Source organism: Sphingopyxis sp. MG, assembly GCF_002953155.1.
GTDB classification, from domain to species: Bacteria; Pseudomonadota; Alphaproteobacteria; order Sphingomonadales; family Sphingomonadaceae; genus Sphingopyxis; species Sphingopyxis granuli.
The window spans coordinates 2,904,183-2,930,984 of the sequence record NZ_CP026381.1; the positions used below are offsets into that span (position 1 = coordinate 2,904,183).

The window sequence follows — 26,802 nt, forward strand, 5'->3', positions numbered from 1 at the left end:
GTCAGAGAAAATCTCGCAAGTGCTTTCGAGCCCTCTTCTCGATATCGGAGCGTTTCGGATCGAGCCCGTCGAACATGTCCCGCAGGTATTTTCTACCGCTCCACCTTTCCCGGATTAGCCGATACATTTTATCTGCAATATCTAGTGTCTCGGCAATAATCGCCAGATCCTTAGGAGGCCAAGTGGAGTAGTAATATGCGGTCGCGAGCGACTGCCTTAGCTTTGTGGGACGGTCCATCGGCGCTGAAAAAAAGCCGCGCGAAACTATCCGGCGATCCTGCTTGACTACTGGGTACACGATTCGAACAGCCGATCTGACAAGCTCGCTTGCGGGCCAATATTGCCGTGAGAATGCAAATTCGAGACTCTCAGCAGCGGCTTCGACCGCCGAATTCCTGTCATATTTAGACATTCTATCGAGAAAAAGCGCCCAAGATTTAAAAGTCTCTTCGCCGTGCTCTTTCCTGATTGCCGCAATGAGGCGATACGAAATCTCCGCCGTCGCCCTTGCGAAGATCTCCAATATTTCCTCCTCTCCGCTGAGCAAGACTTGCAGAGTCCAATGAAGGGCTCTCGACGGCGGGTGTAAATCCGGCAGAACGAGCTTGGCCAGCCCAGCGGGCGAACGCCGATTCAACAGCTCAGCCGCCCCTGGGAGGCGTAGAACTCGGCCCACTGCTTCAGCGTCGCGCGCGGTCGTGACGGGAAAAGAAGACGTTATGAATTGCTCGAGAAGCTCGTCCCTTTCCCGTGACGGGGGTGTCATTTCGAAGATAGGGCTCGCAATTTCCATCTTGGATGCGACCGGAAGCTTTAAGCCCCGGATCAACTTCAAGAGACGAGCAAAATCCCCATTGGATGCAAAAAGCCGAAAGATTTGCGCGAGGTGTTTTTGATCATTGGAGACCAAGGATGCCAGCTTTACGTCGCTCCAGCCTCCCTTCTCGATCACTCCGAGTGCAAGTTCGGTGTCGAGCCGATCTAGTAGCCAAGCGATCTCCACTTCCGTGGGTTGCATGCCTTCCGCAATTAAGGCCGATTTCACCTGTAGAGGCATCTGGCGCTCGACAATCAACTGTCGAAGCACGCCTAACCTCGGCTGTGCACTTCGTGAATCCAGCAACGATTGAGCTAAGATCGAAACCCGTTCAGGATCGCCGCTGAGAAGTTTATCGGCGACATCGATAAATTCGTTGTCGTCAGTATCTGCAAACAGCTCATCGACAAGGTGAGTATACCTTATCTTGTCCGGGAGAGATGCTCGCAGATGAGCCTTCGTCCTGTCTTCTAGTCTTCCATAACAGTCGGCCAGCCGGCGCTCGAAGCTGTCCGCGCCATGGGGGCGCGAAACGATGAGTTCCGGGAGATCCGGAGAGCGGTCGATCAGCCGAGCAAATTGCTCGTCAGTCGTGTTTTCGAGCAATCCAACGAGTTGGTCTGGCATGCCAGCCTTGTACAGGGCCGATAGGAACGCATCTTCCGTCAACTCCGCAAAAGCACCAGAAGCGGCCGGCGATTCGCGAAGCAGTTTGCCCCCCTCATCCGGCAGCGAGAGGAAGATGTCCTGTATTGAAGCCTCAAGGGGCTCTCGCAATGGCTCGGAGCCAGGCAGTCTGGAGAGCTTATCTGCCAGCAAAGTGAAGAACTTTGCCTGTCCGTTTGGAAACTCGTCGGCGACCCTCATTGCAAGGGCGCGCCTGACGATCGGCACCAAGAGCGGCACAATGTTTCCATTCGGCAGTGATGATGCCGCCAAAATGTCGAGCATGCCCAATGTCGCGACTGCAGAATGCTCGGCTTGCTCATTGAGGTCACTCCAAAGGAGCGACATTCTGAGGCTCGCGGAATCTCCATGGGCGTCCGACGAAAGGACGCCCAGCGGATCAATGCGTCTTAAATCTGGTTCCTCGGCTCTGAAAATTTCTTCGCTAAGTTGGCTCGTCCAAGCGTGACGGGGTGCACCCGGCCCCTCGATCCGTCGACCGGGCCAATCCACGAAGCGGCTTCGAGCCATGCGGGGAACTGCAACGAGATCAAACGGGCGATCATTGATCAAGCGTGGCTTGATTGCGTAAGTCTGGAATGCGAAATTCGATCTAAGCGATGGCCAAAGCGAATCCACTATTCTGAGGATCGCGTCCTCGGGATTGTCCGCGATCCATAAAACGGGCTTCCGATCCTCGAGGAACAGAGCCTCAATCAGTTCTGGGGAGGCATCGAAATCACTCCCGGGGGAAGGCCCCAGAATACTGTGATCCAAGCGGATCGGCAACAAGCCGCCTTGGTCTGCATGCGGAAATCGAGAATGAAGATGTCGCAGACCCGATGGACGCGAGAAGCTTATCCAATCGCTCTTCGCGATAATGAGGCTGTGCGTCAGCACGCAGCCCGATCTATGAGCTTCAGTATCATACCAACTGCGCGCGAAGGCAAAATAATGTCCGCTGGGAAGAGGATAGCCCGTCAAATAACTGGGGAGTTCGGTATCGCCATGCACCTGCCCGGCGATATCAGACAACCGATCGACGACCTCCTGATCAGATCGTTCGAGCTTGACGGATGACGCAAGCAGTTGGTGTCCACGAAGATATCCGTGGTGCTGCTGATGGATTTCCATTCACCTAGTCAGTCTCTGGGAGATCGATTCCCGCGGCCCATGCCGCGGGCACCGTCATGTCTTCACTCTGTGTCAGTGTACCGTCATTCGCCTGATAGACAACATATCCCTCTTGATCAGCATTGCTCTTCAGATACTCATCTCGATGTCCGGCAGTGCGCAAATCTCCACCTGTGATGCTCGTGCCGAAAGGCTTGATAGCAAGCCTGCCCTCGTCCAGCATCCGCCCTCCGAACATCGGATATATTTGATCGACGTATGCGGCAGGTCCTCCCTCACGACCCTCCGCGGGAATTGAGTCCCACCCAGCCACGATGACCGCGACCCTTGGAGTGACGCCCGGAATCGCCTTGCCAAGGTTGGTCTCGAGCACATTTATCATATCGGTGAGGAATATCTGGGTCGCTACCTGCGATGGTTTTGCGACGAGCTTCGCGATCGGTGCCTTCATTGCTGCCGCAGATGTAACCCAATTGAGCGCATCCACATGATGCTTGGATCCAAACCGCAGAAAAAGAAGGGCGCCGCGGCACTGCCGGATCCGCTCGACCCACTGGCGTTCGACTTCGCGCTCGCCGCTTGCCGTCTCCCAAAGCTCTCCCGCGACGTCCGGAACGAGGACTTCGACGAATGCCCCCTTCTGAGGGCCAGCACCGATGATTGCCCTCCCCTCGAAATCTCGCGCCTCGCCGTCATTGTCTGTCCGTCCGACATATCGACCGCTTCGCAGCTCCGTAATTAGTTCCTCGACATACTCGATATGCTCAGGATCCTCGGGTATCCCTAGCAGCCCGTTACCACGCCGAAGGGCGAGCCAAAGGCGCGCGAGATAATTCGATTTGCCCGTGTCGTGTGCACCGATCATCAGAATCGATGCCGCGGATTGTGCCGAACTCATAGACCACCCCTGAAACGCAGCATCTGTCTGGTGACGGAAGCGTCGACAACATTGTCGAATGTCATCTTTTGGCGAGGTGGCACGACGATAGAGGCTTCCAGAAGCTGTTCTAAACCATGGCCTGGCTCGACCCGAGTGCCGTCAGAGAACGAGGCTATTTCGAATACCTCGACGTTGAGTTTGCGCCGGGTTGCTTCCTCAAGAATGCGAGAAACCGCATCTTTCGGGATCGAATCCACCTGATCTCTTCGCGTGAGCACAAGCAGAATGGGAACGTCCTCAGCGGGGTCCAGAAACTGCCTGATCCGCCCCAGCAGATTTTGCGCGCGACCTGTCGCGACTTGCCGTCTTGCCGGGTCAGCCAGTGCCGAACCATCTACAAACACCCAGATCGCTTGAGCGGACCTGAGAAATCCAAGGCGCAGATGATCGCTCTTATCGATCAAACTGTCGGACCATTCACCCGGAAGGTCTGGGAAAACAAGATCGACAATATCACTCACCTTTTCGCTGTAGAGCCGAAGGTGAACAAATCCGGGACGACGCGGGTCCGCAAGTTCGGTGTGCTCGACAATCTGCTCGAGCATCTTGCCGTTCGAGTCCCACGCCCGCGTTCCGCTCGCCAATTGGTCGAAGGCAAACAGTGAATCGCTGTTGCGAAATTTAAGGCGTTCCATCTTCGCGTTTGCTGCCAGCAAATATAGACTGACAAGAGACGCGGTTTTACCGGCGTCCGGCGCGCCCAATATTCCCACCAGACGCAACCCTCGACGGGCAGCGATCCGCAGGAGATCGTCGTACGTCAATTGCCCGCCAAGTGGCAGAGCGATTTTTGTCGATTTTGGTGCTTCGAGCGGCGGAGGCGCAACAGACTGCGCCTCTTCCTGTACGATCTCAGTGGCGGCCGCCTCGGACTCGGTGGGCGAACTCGGAACAGCAATCTCGGACGGTTCTGTGGATGCTGGCCGATGAGGACAGGACGACGGATCGTTTCCCAACAAGCACAGACCGGTAGTGTCGACGGTACAGCCGGTGTAGGTGCACGATGTAGTCATCGTGCCGGGGTCAACACGATCGACCGACCCAATCGCGAAAGCAGTTCAATTTCGTCAACGAGGCGGCGGCACCAATCTGCAATTGTCAGGGGAGCCCCTGCAGTTATTGATGCAGGCAGTGCCTCCCACACCTGATCGTCGGTGAGTGTCGCAATTGATAGCGCCGGGAGTATCGCCGGATATCGCGAAATATCTTCGATGCCGTTTTGCAGCGCGTGACGCGCCCAAGTCCTCGCCTCAACACTTCCCGATGCAAACTCCTTCGGCGTCTGCTCTTCCGCAAGTCGTCCGACATGCCGCGTTGCGATGTTACGGTGCGCTTGCGAAGCCGGGCCCGCGAACAAACCGGAGGTTTCGATTGCCGAAACCACGCAGGCCGGTTCGGCATCCAAAGTCGAAACCCTTACATCACCAACCACGCTCCAATCAGTCACAACCCACCATAGAAGATCGATTTCCTCACGATCCCATTTTGCGTTGCTGGCCATGATCGTAGCGGCTGCCGCGCAGTTTTCAGAAGTGACAGGGGTCGGCACCGGTTGGCGCTGCCGTGCTTGCGCTCCGCGATCCTGAATTTTCGATCGCGCGAGGCCCATCAAATCCTTCCGCAAGAGCTCTCGTTGAGGATCATTCAAGCTGGAGACATATTGGAGGCCCGACAGCGCGGCTTGCGCCAAAAACTCCATCGACGGCGCACTGGCGGCCGTGGCTGCCACGTCAATCGCGTCTCCGCACGCCAACACCAGTAATATTCCGAGCTCGTTATCTTTGTTGCCGTCGTCCTCGAACGAAGGAGCCGCCTTGACGAGCGCCTCGGTAACCCAAGCCTTGGAATCATCCGAAATCCTGCAGTGCGCCAAGGCATCGACAAGTTGGGATGCGAAACGCGCCTGATCTGGCAGCGATGTAATGCGCCGAATTTTCTGGGCAAGCTTGGAAATTGCTTCCAGCCGGCGGGCAATGAAATCATCATTAGCCGCCGGATCGATGATCTTCAGATGTTTGTTATTCTCCAGCCCCATTGCCCGCTCCCGCTGCATATTTCCCAATTGCTTCTTCAAGGTCGTCAAGCCGCCCCATTCCGGCAATCGCCTCGATTGCCGACAACTCCAACGCTGAGGTTAAACTCCCCGACCAGTCAGATGGCAAAATCGCCAAATCGACCAAAATCTCAAGGCGCTGCAACGGCGTGAGAGAATGGAAGTACTTCAACCTCAACTCGGCAAAACGCTCTTCGTCTATCCCCATGCTGGCCTCAGCGGCAACTTCCTGCGAACCGGTCGGCGCTACTTTCTCGGCTAGGTCGTCGGCCCCGCTACCGCCGGATTCGACATTCACCCTCGCGAACCGTGGGCACGGCAAACAGAGCTCGTGCTCATGATTGCCGGCGAACCGCTCGTGATCTTCACGGAACGATGTTGTTCCACGATCCCAGATGTATCCGCGAACGACGACATTCAAGGCGGCGTTCTGATCATCGAGCGCAAGGTCGATAATGTTGAATGTATAGCCATGTCCATCTTCGCCTTTCGGCGGGACGGTAGCACCCGAGTCAATCCGTAACACGGTCCCATTGCCCTCGATTTCGTCAACACCAAGATCGGGCCGATGCTCATGCCCCGAGATGAAGATCCGGGCTCGGTTTTTGAAATAATTCCATGAATCTGGCCCGTCGGCGAGCCACGAAATCGGGTGGTGCATCAAGATGATCTGCTCGACACCGTCATCCATGGACACAGCGCGCTGCTTTGCTCCTAAAAACAGCTTACCCGGCTCAGCATCTTCGTCGCGGCCCCGACAAATAAGCGCGCTGTTCATACCGATGAAGCGCAGCTTAAGGCCGTTCCGGAGCGGAAAGTCTTTTGTCCCTGCGGCCCCTCCTTCGCGATCAAGCCTGCACCCATAGCCAGCCGCGAAAACGCGATATTCGGAGAAACGATCATAGAGCCGCTCGCGATCTGTCTCGTCAGACAGATAAAGATCCAATGCCTCCTGTCCCTTTTCCATCACCTGGTCGATAATGGCATGCACGCCAGGAGATATTTTTTTTCGGTCAACATCGTGGTTTCCGGGGACGACGTGGACGGAGGTCTCCTTGCATCCGAGAGCATCGGTAATTTGTGCAAGCCACTCGGACGCGTCGCGATATTCATTCGCCTTTCCGCTAAATGCGATGTCACCGGTTACGACCACTCCGTCCACCGGCAGGAGACCAGCTTTTTCTCGCTTTGCCTTAACGTCTTTCAAAAACCTGACCAGATCCTTCTTGATCTCCCTGTTAATGAAGACTTCTCCGCCTCGCTCCTGACCGAAATGAATGTCGGACAGATGTAAAAACCCATATCCGGTGCGTTCGGAAACTACTTCGATTTGCGTTGTCACGATTTCACACTCACGATCTTTCCGGTCGACACCGCTTTTGACAGAGTATCCTGGCACTTAGTACGAAGTTTAGTATCTCGAAATCGGGTAACAGTGGATGACAAAGTTTTTATCTGATTTTCGGTCAGTCGGAGCGGCATGTTTCGCGCGGGCATTTGGGTCGGCATTAAGCGAACCTCCGCCAACCTAAGTGCACCCACAAGTTCGCGTTCTATCTTTAGCATTTCCGCATCATTGAAGGCGCCCGGAGAAAGGCGGAGCACTAGCTCGCGCAGATTAGCCCGAAGGCTCGGGTTGGATGCAAGAGCAAGCCTAATTAGTGAAGAATCGATTATGCTCAACTGAAACCCCGCCGGAACAACATTCTATATGACGTTTTTTCATCAATAATCTAGGACCTACGACGGTCGCGGCCGCCGGGGCACACGCTGGACCAGTGGCGCGGAATGGCGGACTACCTTCCTGACTTTTTCAAACACTTTCTGACAAAGAACAAAGTTGATCTGGAGATTAATGAGAACATCCGCTCTCAGGCGGTATGTGCCGAATGAAGGGACGACCGGCATCGGCATGATCGCTCTCTGAGATCCAGTCAAATGACCGCTTTCAGGCGCAGGCTATGCGAGGCCGGAATGGCCGACATCAGGCGCAAAGCTGCCGCTCTTCCCGCCCAATAAAAGACCCGCCCAGTGTGCATGTCCTTAAGAACAGAGGCCGGGCGGGTGCGATTGGCAGCCATGTAGAATAAGAAGCCGATCAAATCAAAGCGTAACCGTGTCCTGAAGCTTTCAATTACCCACAACTCGTCGTTGGCGTGATTCCGTTGGTCGCATGGCCGTTGCTTGCCCGGAATCGGACATGATTCCTTTCCTGGCACCTGAAACGGTTGGTGGGGTGCACAATGAGCAATTCTGTTTTCGATGCGGTCAAATGGGCCGATGAGGAAGTCGATCTCGGCGCATTTCGCGATAAGCGCTTGGGCGAGCGGCTGCGCACGATGCTGGGACAGATGGCGGGAGCGATTGGCGCGCCGATCCCGATGGCCTGTCAGGACTGGGCAAATACCAAGGCAGCGTACCGCTTTTTGTCGAATAGTTCGGTAAACGAAGGCAATATCCTCGCGGGCCATCTCCAGGCGACGCGGGCCCGCGTTGCCGCGACTGATGGGCTTATCCTCGTTCTGCAGGACACCACTGAATTCTCCTATCAACGGCGCGATCCCGAAAGAATCGGTGCCATTAGCCTGGTTCCCAGCCGACGCGATGAAAATGGTCGGCTGCGGCTTCATACGGTCTGCGGGCTGCTCATGCACTCCAGCCTTGCGGTCACGCCCGAAGGATTACCGCTTGGGCTGACGGCGGCGAAATTCTGGACCCGCACCAAGTTCAAGGGCACCAACGCGCTGAAGCGCCGGATCAATCCCACCCGCGTGCCGATCGAGGAAAAGGAGAGCTACCGCTGGCTCGAAAACATGCGCCAGTCGGCCGCCCTGCTGGGCGAGCCCGATCGCCTGGTCCATATCGGCGACCGCGAGAACGATATTTACGAATTCTTCTGCGAGGCCCAAGCGATCGGCACGCATTTTCTTGTCCGCACCTGTGTCGATCGCCTGGCCGGCGACGGTGATCACACCATTGCCGACGAAATGAGCGAAGTGTCCGTACAGGCGATACATCGGGTCGCCGTCAGCAAGGATGATCATGCCGACATCGAGCTACGCTATCGGCGTATCCAGGTCTTGCCGCCGATCGGGAAGCAAAAGCGCTATCCGCCCCTCAGTCTGACCGTCCTGCATGCCCGTGAATGTGGGGCCCCCGAAGGCCGGGCTCCTGTCGACTGGCGGCTTATCACCGATCTACCAGTGACGACGCCTGACCAGGCCATCGAAAAGCTCGACTGGTACGCCCAGCGTTGGAAGATCGAGCTCTTCCACAAGATACTCAAATCCGGCTGCCGCGCCGAGGATGCACGGCTCCGGACCGCCGATCGCCTTGCCAATCTGATCGCGATATTCTGCATCCTATCCTGGCGACTGTTCTGGGTGACCATGATCAACCGCGCCGCGCCTGCCGCATCCCCCAAACTCGCATTGACTGATGATGAAATCGCCCTGATTGATCACCTTGCGGCTTCTCGAAATAGGGCGCCCATGGGCAGAACCCTCTCCGATTACCTGACCCAGATCGCGCGGCTCGGCGGTTACCTGGCCCGAGCCCATGATCCGCCGCCTGGCAACATCGTGATCTGGCGCGGATGGTCCCGGCTTATGGATATCAAAATCGGCGCTAACGCCATCCGTTCGACTTATGGGTAATTGAAAGCTTTAGAACACGCTTACATCAAAGCCAGTGCGGCACGCTGACCGGCAGAGTCGCCCGATTTGCCCGACAAAAAAATGGCGGCCCCGAGAGGCCGCCAAGGAAAATGAATGAAGAGAGCCCTCCATTCGGGTCGCGAAGCGGCGCATATAGAACCCTCGCACCAGCGCCAGAGAATTTACCATGCCGTAACGGAATTTCCCGGTCTGATGCATTTTCGCAACAGACTTGCGGCAAAAGCCTATCGCACTTCGCGTTCGACAAGTAATTCGGTCGCCGGCTTGCGCCGTAATGCGACGATGAGCACCCCGAGCATCGCCAACCCGCCGCCGATGCCCATGCGCATATCGAATTGATCATTGGTGATCAGCACCCCGAGCCCGATCGTCGCGAGCGGCGTCATCAAGGTCAGGGGCGCGAGCAAGTTTGCTTCGTAGCGACCGATGAGATGATAATAGACGGAGTGCGCGCCAACCGACACAATCAGCGCCGTGAACAGGACTGCTGCGACGAGCGGCCAGCCATTGGCTGATGCCGCCGTCCACTGATCGTCTTCCAATAATATTGAAGCAGCCGTCAGGACTGTCGCCGACACAAGTCCAACCCACGCCTGGAATCGAAACGGTGTGACGCCGTCAACCTGCTTCATCAGCACCGCGCCAGCGGCACCGGCAAATGCGCTGGCGGCCACGAACCACAGCCCCGTCGAAAGCGCCAACCCGCCCGGCCGCCAGGTCACGATCAATACGCCGATCAGCGTCAATGCGATGCCCAGGCCCCGGCGCCAGTGAATGCGCTCGCCGAGCACCAGCACCGACAGCAGCATGGTGAAAGGAACGCCGAGCTGGAGGATGATCGCCGCGGCCGAAGGCGAGACGGTCTGCAAACCGACGAACAGAAGAGAAAAGCTGCCGCCGCCGAGGCATATGCCAATCGCGACGATCCGCCATGCGGGCCGGGGCATCGGGAACAGCCACGGCAACATTACGAGCGCGACCACGGCGAACCGCAAGGATGCATAAAAGAGCGGCGGAATCGCCCAATCGGTCACGATGATCTTGCTCAGGACATTGTTGAATGCCCAGATCAGGCAGACGGCGAGGAGCAGCAAGAAATCGCGAACGCGCATAACCCTTGGCTAGTCCGCGATCCGCGCAGCGTCTTCCAGCGTTGTAATCCGCTCGGAACAAATGGCATGTACCGCGCGGCCGAGTTCCTCGACGCGGTCAGCAAGCCACAAGAGGTCTTCCTCGGAAATCCGATAGTGCTTCGAGTAACGAGCCTTCACATAGGCTTCCTTCAGTTTCTCGAAGCGTGCGCGATCGGCCCTCAATTCCCTTGGCCAAGCGTCAACGAGACGCATATCGATCCGTTCAGCCTGAGTGCGAAGGAAACCCAAATTGTGAACATGCGGCGTGTAGAAGGTGCACACCAAGAGTACGCAATGATAAAGAAACTCGGTCGACTGGTGCGTATCAAACGCCGCTTCTTTTAGCCTTCCTTGACCGCGCGTGTATTTGGCGGTGTCGAGCCGACCCGCTGCCATCGGGTACCACTCGTCAAAATACTCCCGCGCCATCGCGAGCGCCTGCTCGGGCGTCTTGGGCTTCGGCTTGTGCAATTCCTTGTCGTCATATTCGTAGAGCGCGATGCCATCCTTCGCGACGTCCATGAAGAAATAGCGCCCATGCGCGAGCCCGTCGTTCACTTCCTGGATGGTGTGGACGATGAAATTGACCGGCGTGTGCAGCGTCTTGTCGATCGCGAGCTCGCGGGTCAGCCGGTCCTCGAGCTTCAGCCAATAATCGACGCGCTCGGTCAGGCGCTTGTCGTTGACGATGATCAGGAGATCGAAGTCCGAGCGATAGCCCTTGGCGGTGTGCGGCTCGTCGACCCAGCCGCCGCGCGCATAGCTACCGTACAGGATGATCTTGTCGATCCGCCCCTTCTTCTTCCAGCTCATCGTGCCGAGCGCGAGCGCATCCTCGAATTCTTCGAAAATGATCTGCTTCACGCGTTCGAGTTCGCGCTGCTTGTTCGCCGGAAGATGATCGAGATCGGTTTTCATTTGATTTTCATCCTGTAATCCCGCTCGCCGGATGGCAAGCGCCGTCAGATCCAAATCGGCACCTCAGCCGCCTTCCTTGATGCGAAAATCCCAGACCGGAATGCCGAATGCCCGCGCCTTGTCGACGAGATTGTCCTGGATTCCGGTGCCCGAGAAAACGACGAGTCCCGCAGGCATCGCATCGATCAGCCGCTCGTTGCGCTTGAACGGCGCCGCTTTCTTGTGGCGATTCCAGTCGGGGCGAAACGCCACCTGCGGCACGCCGCGAGCATCGGCCCAGCAGGCTGCAGCGCGCTCGGCGCCGGTCGGTGTCGCACCGTGCATCAGTACCATGTCAGCATGACGGGCATGGACCTTGTCGAGCGCCGACCAGATATGGCGGTGATCGTTGCATGCGGGTCCGCCGCTGAAGGCGATGCGCGTCCCCTCGGGGATCAAGGCCTTGGCCTTTTCGCGGAGGCGCTTGTCCATGAAGTCACGGCTGTCGATCATCGCCGCGGTCATCGTCTTGTGACGGACGCGCGACCCCGTGCGAGGCGTCCAGGCCTTGCGGGCGTGGATGCGGAATTGTTCGGCGGCGCATTCGCGGAAAAACTCCATGGTGTCGCGGCGCTCGATCATCGTCAGCCCCTCGGCAATCGCGCGCTCGAGTTCGACCGAGCGGATTTCGCTGCCGTCCTGCTCGCGCTGCTGCTCGCGCTGTGCCTGCTCATTCTTGTCGAGTTCGCGCTCGATCCGTTCGCCGGCGCGGTGGAAGATATTGACGACATTCCAGAGCAGGTCCTCCAGATCGGGCTCGATGCGGGTATCGACAAGGCAGCCCGCCAAGGCGTCGAAGATGTCGGCGACGGCACCGCCAGCGAGCCGATCATCGGGAAGGGGCCTGCCGTCGGGTTCGTCGTCATAGGGCCGGTGGCCATAAAGCTGCATTTCCTGGAGGAGATAGGCGCTGGCGCCGGGCTCATACGGTTCGCCGGGTTCGGGAAGGTCGGACAGATCGGTCATGGCGTTTCTCTTGTCTGGGGCCGCGCCTCTCGCGGCCTTCGCGGCGACGCCTTTGCGGCGGCGGGTGCGGGTCCGCACCGCGCGGGGCACCCGCGCGGCCGAAGCGCCAGCGAAGGATGGCGGGCTCGCGGCTATTTTGTTTCGCGATGCAAAGGGGCGCCAGCCCCGGCGGAAAATAGCCGCGAGCAGAGCCATTGCGCGGCCCGCGCGCGCTGCCGCAGTCGCCCTCCAGCGAAGGCCGAGGCGCGGCCTTGCCGGGAGGCGTCACTCCCCGTCTTCCGGCGCTTGCTGCGACATCGCGTCTGTTCGAACGCCGGATCGCAAAAGCGAACCGGGTGCGCGTAAGAGCACGGGCGCGGAAAGAAGCTCGGAAGAGGATGAGACGGCGTATTCGGCTCAAAAACGCCCGAGCCGCGCGGCGGCCATCTGCGCGCCGCCCGGTTCCGCGTCCTGCCGAATTCTAGAGCGCGGCCGCTATGGCATCGGCCCGGTGTCCGACGAGCGCCACGAGCGACGCGAGAACATCGGGATCGCAGCCTTCGTGAGCGAGCGCGTCGGCGATGCCCGGTGCGGCCTCGCGGATGCCGTCAGCGAGGGCCTGGACACGGCGGCGGACGAAGGGGGCGCCGAGCCCTGTGTCGGTGGCAAGGCGTTCCCATGCGCGCGCATCGAGACCGTCGAGCTGGTTGGCGCGGCCGATCGGCATCGCGAAGCGGGTGGCGACCTCGGGATAATGGGCCGTGACCATGAGATCGTAGAGCGGAGCGAGGACGGTCGCATCGTCGCGGTACAGGAGGCTGAAATTCTTGCCATGCGCATCGGCGTTGCCGACCACTGCGTTGAATATGGCCGCATCGAGCAGGCGCAGGATGTCGCGGGCCGGAGCAGTGCAGGTGCGGCGAACGAGATCGAAGCAGGCGGCAAAGCCGGGCCCGCCCTCGATGGCATATTTATGTTCGGGCGCGATGCCGAGCGCCTGGCAGAAATCCTCCTGGTGGATACGCCGGATCGTGCCCCCAGCGTCGCTGCGGTCGTATCGCTCGACGAGAAGATAGGGGATGGCCGAAGCGCGGCGCGGCTCGACCGCCGCCACGGCGAGACCGGCGGCGGCGGCCAGTCGCATCGCGAAGGCTTCCGTTTCGACGCTGTGCGCGAAGCGGGACATGGCGGGCTTGACGATGTGGGTGGTCGGCTGCCCCGGAGACGGCAGCGCGGGAGCGCCCGCGACGAGAATGACCGGCAGCTTGGGCTGCGCGCCCGCGAGCGACATGCGTATGCCCTCGTCGCCAACGAGAAAGGGACGGCGCGGCAGTTCCTCGAGGAGCGCCGCGAGCGCCGCCTCGGTCAGCGGGTCGGGGGCCGTGCCCGAAGCTGCGGGTACCGCCTGCCCTTCCGGCACGATGACCAATGCGCCGGCGACGTCGCCGCCGAGGGCGTCGAGCAGCGCATAATCATTCTGGGCCGAGACACCGGCGGCGCGCGCCGCGGCGGCGCGCTGTTCTTCATCGGGAAGGAGACCGGCGAAGAAAGGGCGGGTCGCGGCGCGGCTGAATGGCCCGGTCTGGCGGGGGAGCGAGGCCGAAATCGGCCTGAAGGCGGGATCGGCGAGCCACAGGTCATCGTAGCAAAACAACATCGTGCCCTCGGCGTTGCGCGCGAGCGTACCGACACGCCGGTCGTCCCAGTAGACGGCGAGCGCGTCGCTCATCCGACGCTGTCCTCTCCGGGCGCCGAGAAGGTAGCGGCGATACCCAGCGTATCGAGGACATGCAGCACCTTGCCGATCTGCAGCGTGGACTTGCCGCTTTCGAGATCGACGATGAAACGTATACCCACGCCCGCCGCGCCAGCGAGTTCATCCTGGCGAAGACCAGCCTGTTTGCGCACACGGCGCACCAATTGCCCTAGGGTCGTGATATCCATAAATATTCCCGTTCGGGAATTTTCTAGCATGAGAGGGCGCCGCTGTCGACAAATTTTACCGAACGGGAATATTATCTGTTCCATCGTCCGAAGCGCTACAAATTTTACCGATCGGGAAATATATCAGCGATCGAACGCCGGCGTCATGCTGCCTTCAACACGCAACGACGTCGGCCTGTCACGGGGCAACGCCCGAAAGCGGCGAGCGATCGAGCGGCAGGATCCAGGCCTGCGCGCCAAACAGGACGCGGCATTCGGGCGTGCCCGAACGTGTCGGAAATACCCATGTGTTTTTCGAACACGCGCGTGTCCTTCAAAGGAACCCCGACCGCTCCTCAGTCGGCAAGGAAGTGCGCGGCATCGCCAGGCTGCATCTGACTTCGCACCCAGGCGGTCATGCCCTGCCGGCCGATCCGGACCAGATCGCTGTTGAAATCGTTGAGCCGCGGGTCGAGCGGCCTGACATCAATTCTGACCGACGACGCTCGTTCGACAATCGCCCCGAATGCCGCAAGGCCCGCCGCGTCCCGGTCGCGCGCAACGTAGAGGCGGCGAAGCGGTGCCGGAAATGCGAGCGCCGCGAGATGGGCGGCCGACAGGCCCGCGACGAGCGGCAAGGCGGGGGCGATTTCGCGCAAGGAGAGCATGGTTTCGATGCCCTCACCGAATGCCATGACATCGCCTGCAAGCCCGAAACGGACGCCGTTCCCCAACAGATGTCCCATTGCGCGCCTGGGATAGGCCACATCCGCTTTGGTCGATCGGGCCGGATCGAGCCATGTGCGGTGAACGCCCTGGAGCGAGCCATCGAGATCGGTCACCGCGGCGATCATTGCCGGATAGGCTCGATTGACCGAAGGCCCATCCTCCTTGGACGGGCGATAATAGCAATGCGGATGATATCGCAGCGCGAGCAGATCGCCGCCCCGCCGAAGCGCACGGCCCGCCAGATAGGCGCGCACCGGCGTCCCCGCGATCGGCTTCGATGCGGCCCACAGCCGCGCGGCCGCCTCCGCGCTGCCAGCGCGCGCACGACGCGGACGCGGCGCCTGCGTGCCGACTTCGGTTGAGGGCAAGCTCAGGAAGCGCCGCGCCTCGGCGAGCGTTTCGCCGAGGTGGGCATGCCCGCAACGAACGGCGATGATGTCGAGCAGGTCCCCATGGTCGCCGGTCGCGGCATCGGTCCATTTGCCCGCCAATCGGCCGCCTTCGCCGCCAACCAGACGCACGTACAGGCTTCGTCCCGCTGCATTGTTGATATCGCCGACCATCCAGTAATGGCCTTCGCGGCGACCGTTGGAGAGATAGTGGCGGCACACCGCCTCGGCATTTTCACCGAGGCGGCGCGCAAGTTCGCGAACCGGATTGTCCATGGCGGGGCTCCTTCAGGCGGCCTTGCGATCGCTGACCCGCTGGATCGGAAACCGATCCACGAGCCGCGCGAACACGTCGGCGCCAGCAGCCCCTGCCGGCACGTAGAGCTTCAGTTTCCATGAGACGATTTCCGACATCAAGCCCATCGCCTTCAGCCGGTCGACACCGAGATCGTTGAAGCCGCTGAGTTCGATACGCCAGTCGTTCATCGCGCGAACGCGGCGCAGCACCTGCCCCTCGGCAAGATGCAGGACGGCCTCACCTTGCTGGAGGAGCTGCCACGCTTGATCCTTGGGGAGCTCGCTCGGCGCATCGCGGATCACCGACGCGACCCAGCCCGCCGACACCCTGCGGCCGATGATGCGCTCGCCGTCATCGGTCTGGAGGCGATAGACGCGCGATGATTCCTTGGGCAATTGCCGCCAGATCGGCAGCAGCAAGCCCGACACGATGTGCAGCGTCGAGGTCTCAAAATCGGGGATGGTTGCAAGCTCGGCATTCCAGACGCTGGCGAACCGATCGTAGTCGGCGGGCTGCCAATGGCTCATGACGAAATCGGCGAGCAGCAGATGGCTGGCTTCCAGCGGCCGATGCAGACGGAACCGTCGATGCACCGCGCCGTCATCGTCGATCACGCTTCGCGCGCCGAGCTTCACCGCCGCGCGCTGCGAGCGCTCGTTCACGAGCAGTTCGCCGCCACGCTCGCGGACGAGCGCCAGCGCGTCGTCCAACGCGAGCGGAAGGACCCGTTCCTTGCGCTCGATCGTGAGAAGCTGCGTTGCCGCCCCGGTTCCCGGATGCGTGTAGATCGTCTGCCGCGCTTTCACCGCGAAGCTCTCGGCGCGTAAGGTTTCGAGGCCGATCTCATAGGTGCCCGCTGCGACCGCTGCCTCGATGCGGTTCACGAGCAGGCCTTCGAAGGCCTCGAACAATATGTTCTGCAGGTCGATCGTCAGCGCGAGCATGCGATTGAGAAAGGTCGTGATCGGCGGCAGTTCCTCGCGCAGGCATCCGTCGACGTCGATCAAGGACAGACCTGTCGCGCTCTCGAACGTCAGCAGCGAACAGCCTTCGACCTTGCCATCCACGATCAACACATAGAGCTGGCGGAGCGCATCGCGGGCGTAGAAGGATTCGAGATTATCCTCGGCCCGGAACATATTCTGTCCGCCCGTCTGACGCTGGCCGCGCGTGATCGCGCCCATTGAATCAAGCCGGCGCGCGATCGTCGAGATGAAGCGTTTCTGCGCCTTCACATCGGTCGACACGGGACGGAACATCGGCGGCTGTTTCTGGTTCGTGCGGTTCGTCCGCCCGAAGCCCTGGATCGCGGCATCGGCCTTCCAGCCCGCCTCGAGCAGATAGTGGATGCGCCGCCGCTGGTTCTTCGCCCCGAGATCGGCATGATAGGAACGGCCCGTCCCCCCGGCCTCCGAGAAGACAAGGATGCGCTTCTCGTCGTCCATGAAGGCGTGGGTCTCGCCGATGTTCGCGCTGCCGGGCCGGTTCTCGACCGCGAAACGGACATCGCCGCCCTCCCCTTTTCGCGGAACGATGCGGCGCGACCGCCCCGTCACCTCGGCGACTTGCTCGGTCCCGAAATGCTGGACGATCTGGTCGAGCGCGCCGGGCACCGGCGGCAGCGCTGCGAGCTTCTCGATCATCGCGTCGCGGCGGCGGCAGGCCTCGCGGCTGACGATGGGATTGCCCTCCCCATCATAGGCGGGACGCGAGGCGAGGTTTCCCTCGCCATCGGTGCAGGGCTCGAACAATTGCACCGGAAAGCCGTGGGCGAGATAGTCGAGCACATATTCGCGCGGGGTGATGTCGACCGACACGTCGCCCCACTCGTCCGCCGGGATTTCGGCGAGCCGGCGCTCCTGCAGCGCCTCTCCGGTCGAGACGATCTGGACCACCGCCGCATGCCCCGCCTCGATGTCGCGCGCAATGCTCGCGATCGCACTCGGGGTCTGCATCGCGGTGATGAGATGATTGAAGAAGCGCTGCTTGGTGCTCTCGAACGCCGATCGCGCCGCCGACTTCGCCTGCGCATTGAGCGTGCCATGCTCAGCGCTCGTCACCCCGGCCGCCTCCATCGCGGCGGCAAGATTGTTGTGAATGACCTGAAAGGCGCCGGCGTAGCTGTCGTAGATCCGCCTTTGCTCGTCGGTCAGCCGATGTTCGAGCAGCTCATATTCGACCCCATCGAACGACAGTGACCGCGACGCGTAGAGGCCGAGCGCCTTCAAGTCGCGCGCGAGCACCTCCATCGCCGCGACGCCGCCCTCCTCGATCGCGGCAACGAATTCGCTCCGCGACGCGAACGGAAAATCGGTCCCGCCCCAGAGGCCGAGCCGCTGCGCATAAGCGAGGTTCTGCACCGTCGTCGCGCCGGTCGCCGACACATAAACGACGCGCGCTTGCGGCAGCGCATGCTGAAGCCGCAGTCCCGCGCGTCCCTGCTGCGACGGTTTCTGGTCGCCGCGCCCACCCTTGCCGCCCGCGGCATTGGCCATCGCATGGGCTTCGTCGAAGTTGATCACCCCGTCGAAGTCGCGGCCCAGCCATTCGACGATCTGCTCGATGCGGCTCGCCTTGCCCTCGCGGCCCTGCGAGCGAAGCGTCGCATAGGTGGTAAACAAGATGCCTTCGGCCAGCCGGACTGACGTACCTTGTCGGAACCGCGACAGCGGCGTCACAAGCAAGCGCTCCTGCCCGAGCGCCGACCAGTCGCGCTGCGCATCCTCGAGCAGCTTGTCCGATTTCGAGATCCAGAGTGCGCGGCGTCGGCCCTTCAACCAGTTATCGAGGATGATCCCCGCGACCTGCCGCCCCTTGCCCGCGCCAGTGCCGTCGCCGAGGAACCAGCCGCGCCGAAATTGCACGGCCGCCTCATTGTCGTCGCTCGCCGCGCTGACGACATCGCATGTCTCGTCGACGGTCCAGGCGCCCGACAAATGGCCGGCATGCGCCTCGCCGGCATAGATGACCGACTCCAGCTGGGCGTCTGACAATAGGCCGTCGCGGACGAGATTTTCCGGAAGATGGGGGCGATAGGAGGGCCGCGGCGGCGCGACCGACGCCATTGCCGCCGACTGGACGAGCGCGGTCGGATGTGGACGCGCGCCGGCGATGCACAGCGACTGGAGCGCATAGGGCTCGTAGATCGCCTCGCCGAGCTGGCCTTCGGGCGGCGACCAATCGATCGTATCGTAGACAAGCTCGCGCGGGGCAATGAGCGCGGACCGCTCCCGACCAGCGGCAGGCTTGCGGTCAGGACCTTGAGGAAGAGACGCCGAGCGCAGAATGGGCACCGCCGATGGAAGCGCAGCCGTCGGTGGTGCCGGCCGCGGCGGAACATGATCCGTGACCCATGCGAGGAGCGTCGCGAGGTCGGGCGCCTCGCCAAGGCTTTCCGGCAGCATGGCCGGATCGGCCGAAGGCACTTTGTCGATGACGAGGAGCCGCGTCGCGGTCGTCGTCCCATGCTTGGCATAGATTTTCCCGGCGATCGCGGCGGAGAACAGGATCGTCGCCTGTTCCTGCAGCCGGGCGAAGCCGTCACGAAAGGCCGCAGCCTCGGGCGCGCAATTGGCGCCGACGATCGCGACCAGCCGCCCGCCATTGCGGAGCCGTGCGAGCGCGGAGGCGAGATGGCGAAGCGCGGTGCCTCGCATCGGACGATCGACATGGGCGGTCGCCGAAAAGGGCGGGTTCATAAGAACGACGTCGGGGACGAAATCGGCATCGAGACGGTCGTCGATCGACGCGCCATCATGCCGCGTGACCGGCGCGGCGGGAAACAGCCGCTCGAGCAGCTCGGCGCGCCCGTCGGCGAATTCGTTGAGCGCCAGCGCGGCCCCGGCAAGTTCGGCGTGGATTGCGAGCATGCCCGTCCCCGCCGAGGGTTCGAGAACACGGTCGCCGATGTGGATCGAGGCGGCGTGCGCCGCGACGAAGGCGAGCGGCAAGGGTGTCGAGAATTGCTGGAGGGCCTGGCCTTCCTCCGAGCGGCGCGTCTGCGTGGGAATGCGCGCGGCAAGCCGCTCCCACATCGCAAGGACGCGCTGCGGCGAGTGGTTTCGCGCCGCGAGCGCGCCGCCGTATCGGCGGAGCAGCAGGATTTGCGCCGCCTCGCACGCGTCATAAGCCGCCTTCCAGTCCCACGCTCCGGCGGCGTCGCTCGCGCCGAAGGCGCTCGCCATCGCGCCGCGAAGCTGGGCCGTGGAGAAGGGCTGGCCCGTCTCGAGCAGAGGCTGGAGGGCTTCGGCGGCATCGAGCAGCCGCCGGGCGGGCGGCCCCTCCGGTTCGGATGCAGGGGAGACCACGGCGCAGCGCGCCGCATCGGAAAAAGTCATTCGCATGGCTGAGATCCTCAGGAGAGCGGGGCAGGAATGAACTGCCCGCTGCTCTCTCGGGGATCCGGGCCGTTCCCCCTTCCCGGCCCCACCTCTCCCTCTCAACCGAAGCGAACACCGTCTTCGGTGAAGCTATATTCGTTGAGGCGGATGCTCTCGTCGACGGCCTCGTCCGACGTCAGATGCTTATATTCGTCCTCAAGGCGCCCGTAGAGCCAGCGGGCGAGGTCGCGCAGCGCCTCGCTCACATCCTCATCGGCGTCCGCGGTCATGTCCTGCACGACCGGGCTGCCCCGCTCGACCGCGATCGCCATGCTATATTCGTGATAATAGCGGCCGCGATGCGTGATGCGCGCGCTCAGCTGATAGAAATTGCGGCGCTGGATCGCACCGAGCGCATCGGCGATGCGCTGAAGCTCGACATCCTTGGGCGCGTAGCGGCGGATCGCCGCCGATGCGCCCCTGGCGTAGCTGTAATCACCTTCGAAACAGGCCCCGTCGCCCTGGCTCCAGAAGCCGGAAAACCAGATGCAGGGCTTCCGGCGCGTCCCGCCGCCGAAGAGGCGCACCGGGACCGTGTCGAGACGGACGCCCACTATGGCGCAGACGCGCTCGAAATCCTCATAGACAAAGTCGAACCAGTCATAATCGAGACAGCTTTCGCGATACCAGGCGCGCGCCTTCTCCTTTCCGGCATCGGGCAGTTCATCAAGGCAATAGACGGTCGTTTCGATAATCGAGGGCATGAAATCCTCCTCTCGGCTTAGGGGCCGGAAAAGACGAAAGCCCGGCGCGCGGGCCGGGCTTTCGCAGTCGGTGAACGATGGGCTGGACAGGCGTCAGCCGGAGGCATCGCCAGACAGGCGCGCGATGGCCTCTTCGAGCCATCCGGCCGTCGAGACCGATTCGATGTCGTCCGCCGTGATCAGCGTCGCGGCGCCACCGAAACCGTCGGGCCGCATTTTCGAGCAGGTCCATGCGGCCTCGACCTCGACATAATCGAGCGCGGACCGCTGCACGATGTCCTGGAAAATGCCCTCGAACCCGATCGCCGACATGTCGAGTTCGAGCTCGACGTCGTCGGGTTCGCATTTGGCTATCTCCTCCCGGACGAGATCAGCAAGGCCGCTGCCGATACCCTCCTCTTCGGCGAGCAGCGCCTTCACCTCGGCAGTCGCGAGGTACAGCAAGTCGTTCGGACCATGGCTGGCGCAGAAATAGACATCGTCGCCGACATCTTCATGATCGAACATCTGGCGGAGCACCTTATATTCGAGCATTGTCATCGCGGTGCGCGGGATATCCGGACGGATGACGGTCTGGGAAAAATAGTCAGCCATGACCCGCCTCCCCGGATGCGGCCGCGCTTTCCGCCGGCACCGGGGGCGGATCGCCCTCCACCACCAGCGGTGGCACCGCGAATTCCGCAGCGTCGAAATAGGCCATCGCGGCCGCGATCGTGCCGAGGTCGCTCAGCAGGCGGCGATCGATCAGAACGCGGTCGCTTTCATCGACCATGTAACTGTCCACCGTGCCGCTCCCCCGAAAGATGAGCCGCTCGGGCGACCATTCTCCGGGATAGCTGCCCGACCAGCGGACAAAGGGCAGCCCATGCTCGACGCAGAAGGCCTCGAGATTGTCGATCTTGCCCCAGGCGCAGCTCTCGTCGAACAGCGCGAGAGGCTCGCCCACCACCCGGTTTCCGGGGTCGAACGGCTCGCCGCCCCATTCGGGCGACAGGCCCTCGAAGGCAATGATGTGGAGCAGTTCGACGAAAACGGCAGCGGAGATGTCGCCGCCGATCAGGATCGATGCGGGAACGCGATCAGCCATGACAGCCTCCATCGTTCGAGCGGCGAATGTGGTTCGGAATATTCATGTCAGGTCTCCGGAAAAAGGCTCGGCCCGGCGTCGCTGCCGGGTCCGAGCTTCGATTGTCAGGGATGGATGGCAGCCGATTATTCGGCCGCGACAGGCAGTTCGGCGTCGATCGCGTCGTCGGGTCCGTCTGCATCTTCGGCGAGGAAGGCAGGCAATTCGCCGTCGGCGGCATCGCCCTCCGCGTCACCGGGCTCCGCATCGTCGAGCCCCGGCGTGCGCATCGGCTCGGGGAGCCAGGCCGCGTCTTCGAGAAGGCGTTCGGCCTCGCGCGCCATGTCGGCCTTCTTGAGATGGTCGATCATCTCGGCAAATTGCGGCCCCCGCGCCTCGGCGACATCGGCAAGGATCCGCGGCTTGGTCACCGAGCGGAAATAGCCCTCGACCGTCGGCCGCCAGCCCGCCGCAACGAGATCGAGACTGACCGAACGCGCGAGGACATCGCTGTGCGCGATCCGGCGCGCGACGCCGTGCGCCGAGATGCGGCCATTGTCATATTTGGGAACGATCTCGGCCTGTGCGTTGACGCAGAGCGATGCGCAATGGGCGAACAGCATGGCCTGCTCGTCGCCGCCCAGCGTGAACAGAAAGTCCCACAGATCCTTGTCCGACTGCGGAAGCCGCTCCTTCCATGCCGCAGCAAGCGCATCGATCGCCTGCGCCGGCGCAGAGTCGCGCAGGTTCGTCGGCGCGTTGCTGAAATAGACACGGTTCGCCGCGACCTGCACGCAGCTTTCCCGCGTTCCCGCATAGAAGCAGCCGAGAACGAGGGAGTGGAGCACCGCGGCGAAGGCGATTGCCGGATCCTTGGCAAAGGCATCCTGCAGCGCGAGCGTGCGCCATGCGGTGAGGTCGGACACGAGGCGATCGGGAAGCGGACGAAGCCCCTCACCTTCCTCCTCGCCATCGCTGCCCGCGGCGGGTGTGCCGTGATCGCCCTCCTCGCCGCCACGCGGATCGGATTCATCGCCGCCCCCTTCCGCTCCCGGTGAAGCCGCGCCATCGGGCATATCCTGTTCCGGCTCGTCCTCAGCCCGCACGAAACCACGCTCGACGCGTACCGAGCCGTCGCGGTCGATCGAGACGAAGGCGCCGGCGCGTTCCATCTCGGCGGGATCGAAGACGAACGGGCGGTCGACGAGCGCGCCGAGTTCGGTGTCGATCGCATCGATCCGCGCGTGCACTTCGGCGGGCACATCCGGCGCATCGGACCATTGTTCGCAAAGCGCCTCGCTTTCGGCCTCGAGCGCGGCGACGCGCGCCTGTTCATCGTCGCTCATCGCGACCTCCTCGCGGTCGATCGCGCGCAGGTCGCGCGTCGCGTCCCACGGCAGATCGACCGAGGTCGTCACCCATTTCCAGCCCTCGGCGAGGATGCGTGTCCCTTCGGCCTTGAGCTTTTCATCGACGAGCCGGTCGAGCAGCGCCGGGTCGGTGAGCCAGCCGCCGCCATCGGCCTCGAACAGGTCGCGCACCACTGCCCCGCCGGCCCCGACATAGACGTCGATGCCGACAAACGCCGCGCGCTTGTCGGTGACGCGCACGCTGTCCTCGGTCAGTTTCTGGCGGATGAAGGCCGGGCTCTTGTTGAAGCTGTGATCGAGCTGCGCCCAGACCTCTTCCTGGCGCTGATGATCGTCGGCGACGGTGAAGGCCATCAGCTGGTCGAGCGTCATGCCGTCGTCGGCGTAGATGGCGTGGAGCTTCGGCGACGCCGCGGCGAGCTTGAGCCGCTGGCGCACGACCGCCGGGGTTGTGAAATGATGCGCCGCGATCGCTTCGACATCGTCGCCCTTGTCGACCATCGCCTGCATCGCGCGAAACTGGTCGAGCGGATGCAGGCTCTCGCGCATGGCATTTTCGGCGAAGCTATCGTCCTCGGCGAGTATATCGTCGCCCGGTGCACGGACGACACAGGGGATCGGCGCATCCTTCGCGAGACGCCTGCGCTTCGCCAGCAGTTCGAGCGCGCGGTAGCGGCGCCCCCCGGCCGGTATTTCATAGCGGCCGGTTTCCTGGCCCTCGGCGTCGAGCAGCGGGCGGACGCTGAGGCTCTGGAGCAGTCCCCGCCTGGCGATGTCGTCGGCGAGGCTCTCGATCGACACGCCGGCCTTGATGCGCCGGACGTTCGACTGCGAGAGGGCCAGCCGGTCGAGCGGAATGTCGCGCGACGGGCTGAGGGTGATTTTGGCAGCAGTTCGGGCCATGGCCATTCTCCGTGACGGGCCGCCGCGAGACACTCTCCCGGCTCCTGGACCCGTCACGAAGGCGCCAGCCCCCCTCTTCCTCCCGGGGCCGCACAGCGGCCCCCCGCAGGCGGCGAGGCGCGTCAGCCGCGCCCCGAAAGCCGTTCGGCCGCGCGGCGGAGCCTTTGCTCGCCCAAGACGATCGACCCCGCCAGCCGCGCCGCTTCGGCATAGGCCGAGAGCGGGTGGCGAGGCGTGAAGTGGAGATCGCGCTCGATGGTAAGGCCGAACGGGAGGCGGACGGCTTCGAGTTCGGAAAGCGCGAAGCTGCCGAGTTCGGGGCAGCCGAAGCCGAGATCGGCGAGGCCGAAGAAGATGCCGTCGGCATCGATTTCGGTCGCGAGCCAGGTCGCGGCACCGACGGGGCTGAACAGGCGGACGACCGGCAGCGGGTCGGGTTCGCGCTGGCCGCGCGCGGCCGCGTCGATCCGGGCCGTCAGATTGGCGCGAAGCTGCGCCTCAAGCTTTGGGGTCAAGAGTTTCATGGCAAGCGTCTCCTGGGGCGTCCGGCAGCGAGCCTCTCTCGCCGCGCCCGGTCCGCCGCCCGGGGGGCCAGCCAACTCTCCCTCGCGGGTTTCTCGCGCTACGGGGGCGGCCGCGGGCCCCGGACCGGGCGGAAACGGGCGGTAGCGCCGGCAGGCGCCCGCCGGCCCTGCGGGCCACGCGGGCCGCCCGCGCTGTTCCGGCAGACCACTTGCCAAATTGTTCCCCCTATGTTCTCATAAGGCCATGGACAATATCGATACCGCCCGAGTCGCAGAGACCATCCTTTCCGCCCCCGGATGGGCGCGCGTCGGCATCACCGCGCCGACAAGCCATATCCGGGTTGAGGCTGCGTTCGAGCTCGCGCGCGCGATCGTCGAAAGCGCGCGCGCCGGCGCGGAGCCGACGAGCCCCGACCAGCTCGGACTCTCGCTGTGACGTGGGCGGCTGGACAAAGGACGGACAGCCCCGCGCGACCCACATCTTCGAGGCCGCGGCCTGGTTCAGGGCGATCAAGCCGGTGTGCCGCTGCGGGCACAGCGCGGCCTTCAACCCTTATGGGATCTGGTGGCGCTTCCAGTGCAGGATGTGGGACGACGATCTTTTCAAGGCGCGTCAGCGATTCTGGTGCGTGCGGTGCGGCGCGCGCACGGGCAAGCGCGTTCGCCCGGTGCGGATCGAACTCGTCGACCCGGGGCTCGACGACATCGCCCTGCCCATGCCCGACGAACGCGAATGGAAGCGCGCGCTCAGCCGCTTCCGCGCCTGAGGACTGACCTTATGGATATCGAGACGGATGACGCACTGGTCGGCATCGGCAAGCTCCACCGCGTGATGGTATGGGACGGCCAGCGCGAACGCGAGAAGGAGATGCTGTGGGGGCTGCCCTCGCGCGATGCCGATATATTCCAGATCCCGCTCCTGAAGTCCGAGACCGCGATCATCGATCGGCCCTGTCTGCTGCTCGCCAATGAGTTCGGGCTCGTGAAGCGCGGCAAGACGGTTTACGCCGCGAGCCTGATCACCGACGAGCCCTTCTTCTGCATCGCGGCGGTCTGGCGTCCGGCGCACCGCCTGTGGCCCGAGAGCTTCGCGGCGCTCACCGTCCCGGCCTATGACGATCTGGCGCCGCACAAGGATCGCCATGTCGGCGTGGTCCGCCCCGAGGACTGGTTCGACTGGCTGATGGGAGCGCGGCCGCCGCTGGACATGTTGCGGCCTTTCCCCAAGAATAGCTTCAGCATCATGCCGCCGATCCAGCAGAATTTCGACGAAATGCTCGGCGCGGCCTGACCGACACCGCCCAAGGGGACTCGCCGCCATGTGCAATCTCGTGACCCTTAAGGCCTCGGTGGACGAGGTGGCCTCGGCGTTCGGCGCGCGGCGCCCGCTCACCAATGCCCAGCCCGGCGAAGTCTATCCCGGCGGCCAGGGGTTCGTCGTCCGCGAGGATGCGGGCACGCGCGCGCTGCAATCGATGACATGGGGTTTCCCGGTCCGGCTCAAGCATATGAAGCCGACGAGCAAGCCGAAGCCCGTCAATAATGCGCGCGACGACAAGCTCATGACCTTCTGGCGCAGCTGGTTCACCAATCCCGCGCAGCGCTGCCTCATCCCGATCAGCGCCTTCGCAGAGGCCGAAGGCGAGAAGGGCCGAATGACGCGAACTTGGCTCAGCGTCATCGACCAGCCGCTCGCCGCCTGCGCCGGGCTATGGCGTCCGACCGACGAGTGGGGCGATTGCTATACGATGGTGATGGTCGATGCGACCGCGGAGCTTTTTCACATTCACGACCGCATGCCCGTCATTCTTCATGCCGCGGACCATGACGCCTGGCTGCAAGCCCCGTCTGAAGAGGCGATGAAGCTCGTCACCCAATATCCGGCAGGCCGGCTGGAGGTCGAGCGAACCGACGTGCCCTGGTTCAGCCGCAAGGCGCCGAGCACGCAAGCCCCGACACTCCTCTAGCCTGCCGATTGCGAGAGGAGGATCGGCCGCCGGTGAATGAACGGAAGGCTCACGAGCCTGAACGCGGCGGCAGCGAACCGGCTCGTCGCAGCGACCCTCTTGCTAAAAACGGACGTTCGCACGGATGACTTTTCCCAGCAAAGACTTGGCCCCTAGAAAAAATCACAAAGTTAACCCTGCAAATCGGGAATCAAAATCCACAATTGCTAGGATGATTGAGAGTCAAAT

The 26,802-nt window shown here is 62.4% G+C and carries 22 protein-coding genes; 5 read left to right on the top strand and 17 right to left on the bottom strand.

Annotated elements, in window-relative coordinates:
* Position 1: 1 nt before the first annotated feature.
* From C3E99_RS13335 to C3E99_RS13355, 5 genes are read right to left on the bottom strand one after another with little or no spacing between them, the layout of a single operon-like run.
* Positions 2-2,617 (bottom strand): GAP1-N1 domain-containing protein, encoded by a 2,616-nt coding sequence (locus C3E99_RS13335; protein ID WP_158682307.1) that lies wholly within the window; start codon positions 2,615-2,617, stop codon positions 2-4.
* A gap of 4 nt (positions 2,618-2,621) precedes the next feature.
* The gene (locus C3E99_RS13340) at positions 2,622-3,515 is read right to left on the bottom strand and encodes a hypothetical protein (RefSeq protein WP_158682308.1); all 894 of its coding nucleotides are present in this window, start codon (positions 3,513-3,515) and stop codon (positions 2,622-2,624) included.
* The gene (locus C3E99_RS13345) at positions 3,512-4,513 is read right to left on the bottom strand and encodes a TRAFAC clade GTPase domain-containing protein (protein ID WP_158682309.1); all 1,002 of its coding nucleotides are present in this window, start codon (positions 4,511-4,513) and stop codon (positions 3,512-3,514) included. Before C3E99_RS13345 ends, C3E99_RS13340 begins: the two co-directional genes overlap by 4 nt.
* 53 nt (positions 4,514-4,566) lie before the next feature.
* On the bottom strand, positions 4,567-5,640 hold the full coding sequence (locus C3E99_RS13350; protein WP_158682310.1) for a GTPase-associated system all-helical protein GASH: 1,074 nt from the start codon (positions 5,638-5,640) through the stop codon (positions 4,567-4,569).
* Positions 5,576-6,952, bottom strand: coding sequence for a metallophosphoesterase (locus C3E99_RS13355; protein ID WP_158682311.1), 1,377 nt, complete (start codon positions 6,950-6,952; stop codon positions 5,576-5,578). Before C3E99_RS13355 ends, C3E99_RS13350 begins: the two co-directional genes overlap by 65 nt.
* A 901-nt stretch (positions 6,953-7,853) precedes the next feature.
* Here C3E99_RS13355 and C3E99_RS13360 point away from each other — a divergent pair.
* Entirely contained in the window at positions 7,854-9,266 is a 1,413-nt protein-coding gene (locus tag C3E99_RS13360; RefSeq protein ID WP_104959562.1) for an IS4 family transposase, read from the top strand.
* Between the two features lie 245 nt (positions 9,267-9,511).
* Here C3E99_RS13360 and C3E99_RS13365 read toward each other — a convergent pair whose 3' ends face one another.
* The 12 genes from C3E99_RS13365 to C3E99_RS13420 all read right to left on the bottom strand — a co-directional run bounded on the left by C3E99_RS13365 (position 9,512) and on the right by C3E99_RS13420 (position 24,607).
* A complete protein-coding gene (locus tag C3E99_RS13365; protein ID WP_104959930.1) occupies positions 9,512-10,399 on the bottom strand; it encodes a DMT family transporter in 888 nt (295 codons plus the stop codon).
* Between the two features lie 9 nt (positions 10,400-10,408).
* Positions 10,409-11,338: a nucleotidyltransferase and HEPN domain-containing protein gene (locus tag C3E99_RS13370; RefSeq protein WP_104959931.1), complete on the bottom strand. Its 930-nt coding sequence runs from the start codon at positions 11,336-11,338 to the stop codon at positions 10,409-10,411.
* Positions 11,339-11,401: 63 nt separating this feature from the next.
* Positions 11,402-12,343, bottom strand: coding sequence for a DUF2493 domain-containing protein (locus C3E99_RS13375; protein WP_104959932.1), 942 nt, complete (start codon positions 12,341-12,343; stop codon positions 11,402-11,404).
* Positions 12,344-12,803: 460 nt separating this feature from the next.
* Positions 12,804-14,051 (bottom strand): type II toxin-antitoxin system HipA family toxin, encoded by a 1,248-nt coding sequence (locus C3E99_RS13380; protein WP_104959933.1) that lies wholly within the window; start codon positions 14,049-14,051, stop codon positions 12,804-12,806.
* Positions 14,048-14,266 (bottom strand): type II toxin-antitoxin system Y4mF family antitoxin, encoded by a 219-nt coding sequence (locus C3E99_RS13385; protein ID WP_104959934.1) that lies wholly within the window; start codon positions 14,264-14,266, stop codon positions 14,048-14,050. Before C3E99_RS13385 ends, C3E99_RS13380 begins: the two co-directional genes overlap by 4 nt.
* 335 nt (positions 14,267-14,601) lie before the next feature.
* Positions 14,602-15,639 carry a DUF7146 domain-containing protein gene (locus C3E99_RS13390; protein WP_104959935.1) on the bottom strand — a complete coding sequence of 346 codons (1,038 nt, stop codon included), beginning with the start codon at positions 15,637-15,639 and terminating at the stop codon, positions 14,602-14,604.
* A gap of 12 nt (positions 15,640-15,651) precedes the next feature.
* The gene (locus tag C3E99_RS13395) at positions 15,652-20,004 is read right to left on the bottom strand and encodes a strawberry notch-like NTP hydrolase domain-containing protein (protein WP_324787674.1); all 4,353 of its coding nucleotides are present in this window, start codon (positions 20,002-20,004) and stop codon (positions 15,652-15,654) included.
* Positions 20,005-20,099: 95 nt separating this feature from the next.
* On the bottom strand, positions 20,100-20,744 hold the full coding sequence (locus tag C3E99_RS13400) for an antitoxin of toxin-antitoxin stability system (protein ID WP_104959937.1): 645 nt from the start codon (positions 20,742-20,744) through the stop codon (positions 20,100-20,102).
* A gap of 93 nt (positions 20,745-20,837) precedes the next feature.
* The gene (locus C3E99_RS13405; protein ID WP_104959938.1) at positions 20,838-21,338 is read right to left on the bottom strand and encodes a hypothetical protein; all 501 of its coding nucleotides are present in this window, start codon (positions 21,336-21,338) and stop codon (positions 20,838-20,840) included.
* Positions 21,331-21,831 carry a hypothetical protein gene (locus C3E99_RS13410; protein WP_199775014.1) on the bottom strand — a complete coding sequence of 167 codons (501 nt, stop codon included), beginning with the start codon at positions 21,829-21,831 and terminating at the stop codon, positions 21,331-21,333. The genes C3E99_RS13405 and C3E99_RS13410 overlap by 8 nt, the downstream gene beginning before the upstream one ends.
* A gap of 125 nt (positions 21,832-21,956) precedes the next feature.
* On the bottom strand, positions 21,957-24,083 hold the full coding sequence (locus C3E99_RS13415; protein ID WP_104959939.1) for a ParB/RepB/Spo0J family partition protein: 2,127 nt from the start codon (positions 24,081-24,083) through the stop codon (positions 21,957-21,959).
* Between the two features lie 122 nt (positions 24,084-24,205).
* On the bottom strand, positions 24,206-24,607 hold the full coding sequence (locus C3E99_RS13420; RefSeq protein ID WP_104959940.1) for a DUF2958 domain-containing protein: 402 nt from the start codon (positions 24,605-24,607) through the stop codon (positions 24,206-24,208).
* 244 nt (positions 24,608-24,851) lie between these two features.
* On the opposite strand from C3E99_RS13420, the gene C3E99_RS13425 reads away from it, so the two are divergent.
* From C3E99_RS13425 to C3E99_RS13440, 4 genes are read left to right on the top strand one after another with little or no spacing between them, the layout of a single operon-like run.
* Entirely contained in the window at positions 24,852-25,043 is a 192-nt protein-coding gene (locus C3E99_RS13425; protein ID WP_104959941.1) for a DUF6771 family protein, read from the top strand.
* Position 25,044: 1 nt separating this feature from the next.
* Entirely contained in the window at positions 25,045-25,374 is a 330-nt protein-coding gene (locus C3E99_RS13430; RefSeq protein ID WP_104959942.1) for a hypothetical protein, read from the top strand.
* 11 nt (positions 25,375-25,385) lie between these two features.
* Positions 25,386-25,898, top strand: a complete 513-nt coding sequence (locus C3E99_RS13435; protein ID WP_104959943.1) for a hypothetical protein — start codon at positions 25,386-25,388, stop codon at positions 25,896-25,898.
* Between the two features lie 28 nt (positions 25,899-25,926).
* Positions 25,927-26,574 (top strand): SOS response-associated peptidase, encoded by a 648-nt coding sequence (locus tag C3E99_RS13440; protein WP_104959944.1) that lies wholly within the window; start codon positions 25,927-25,929, stop codon positions 26,572-26,574.
* Positions 26,575-26,802: the final 228 nt, after the last annotated feature.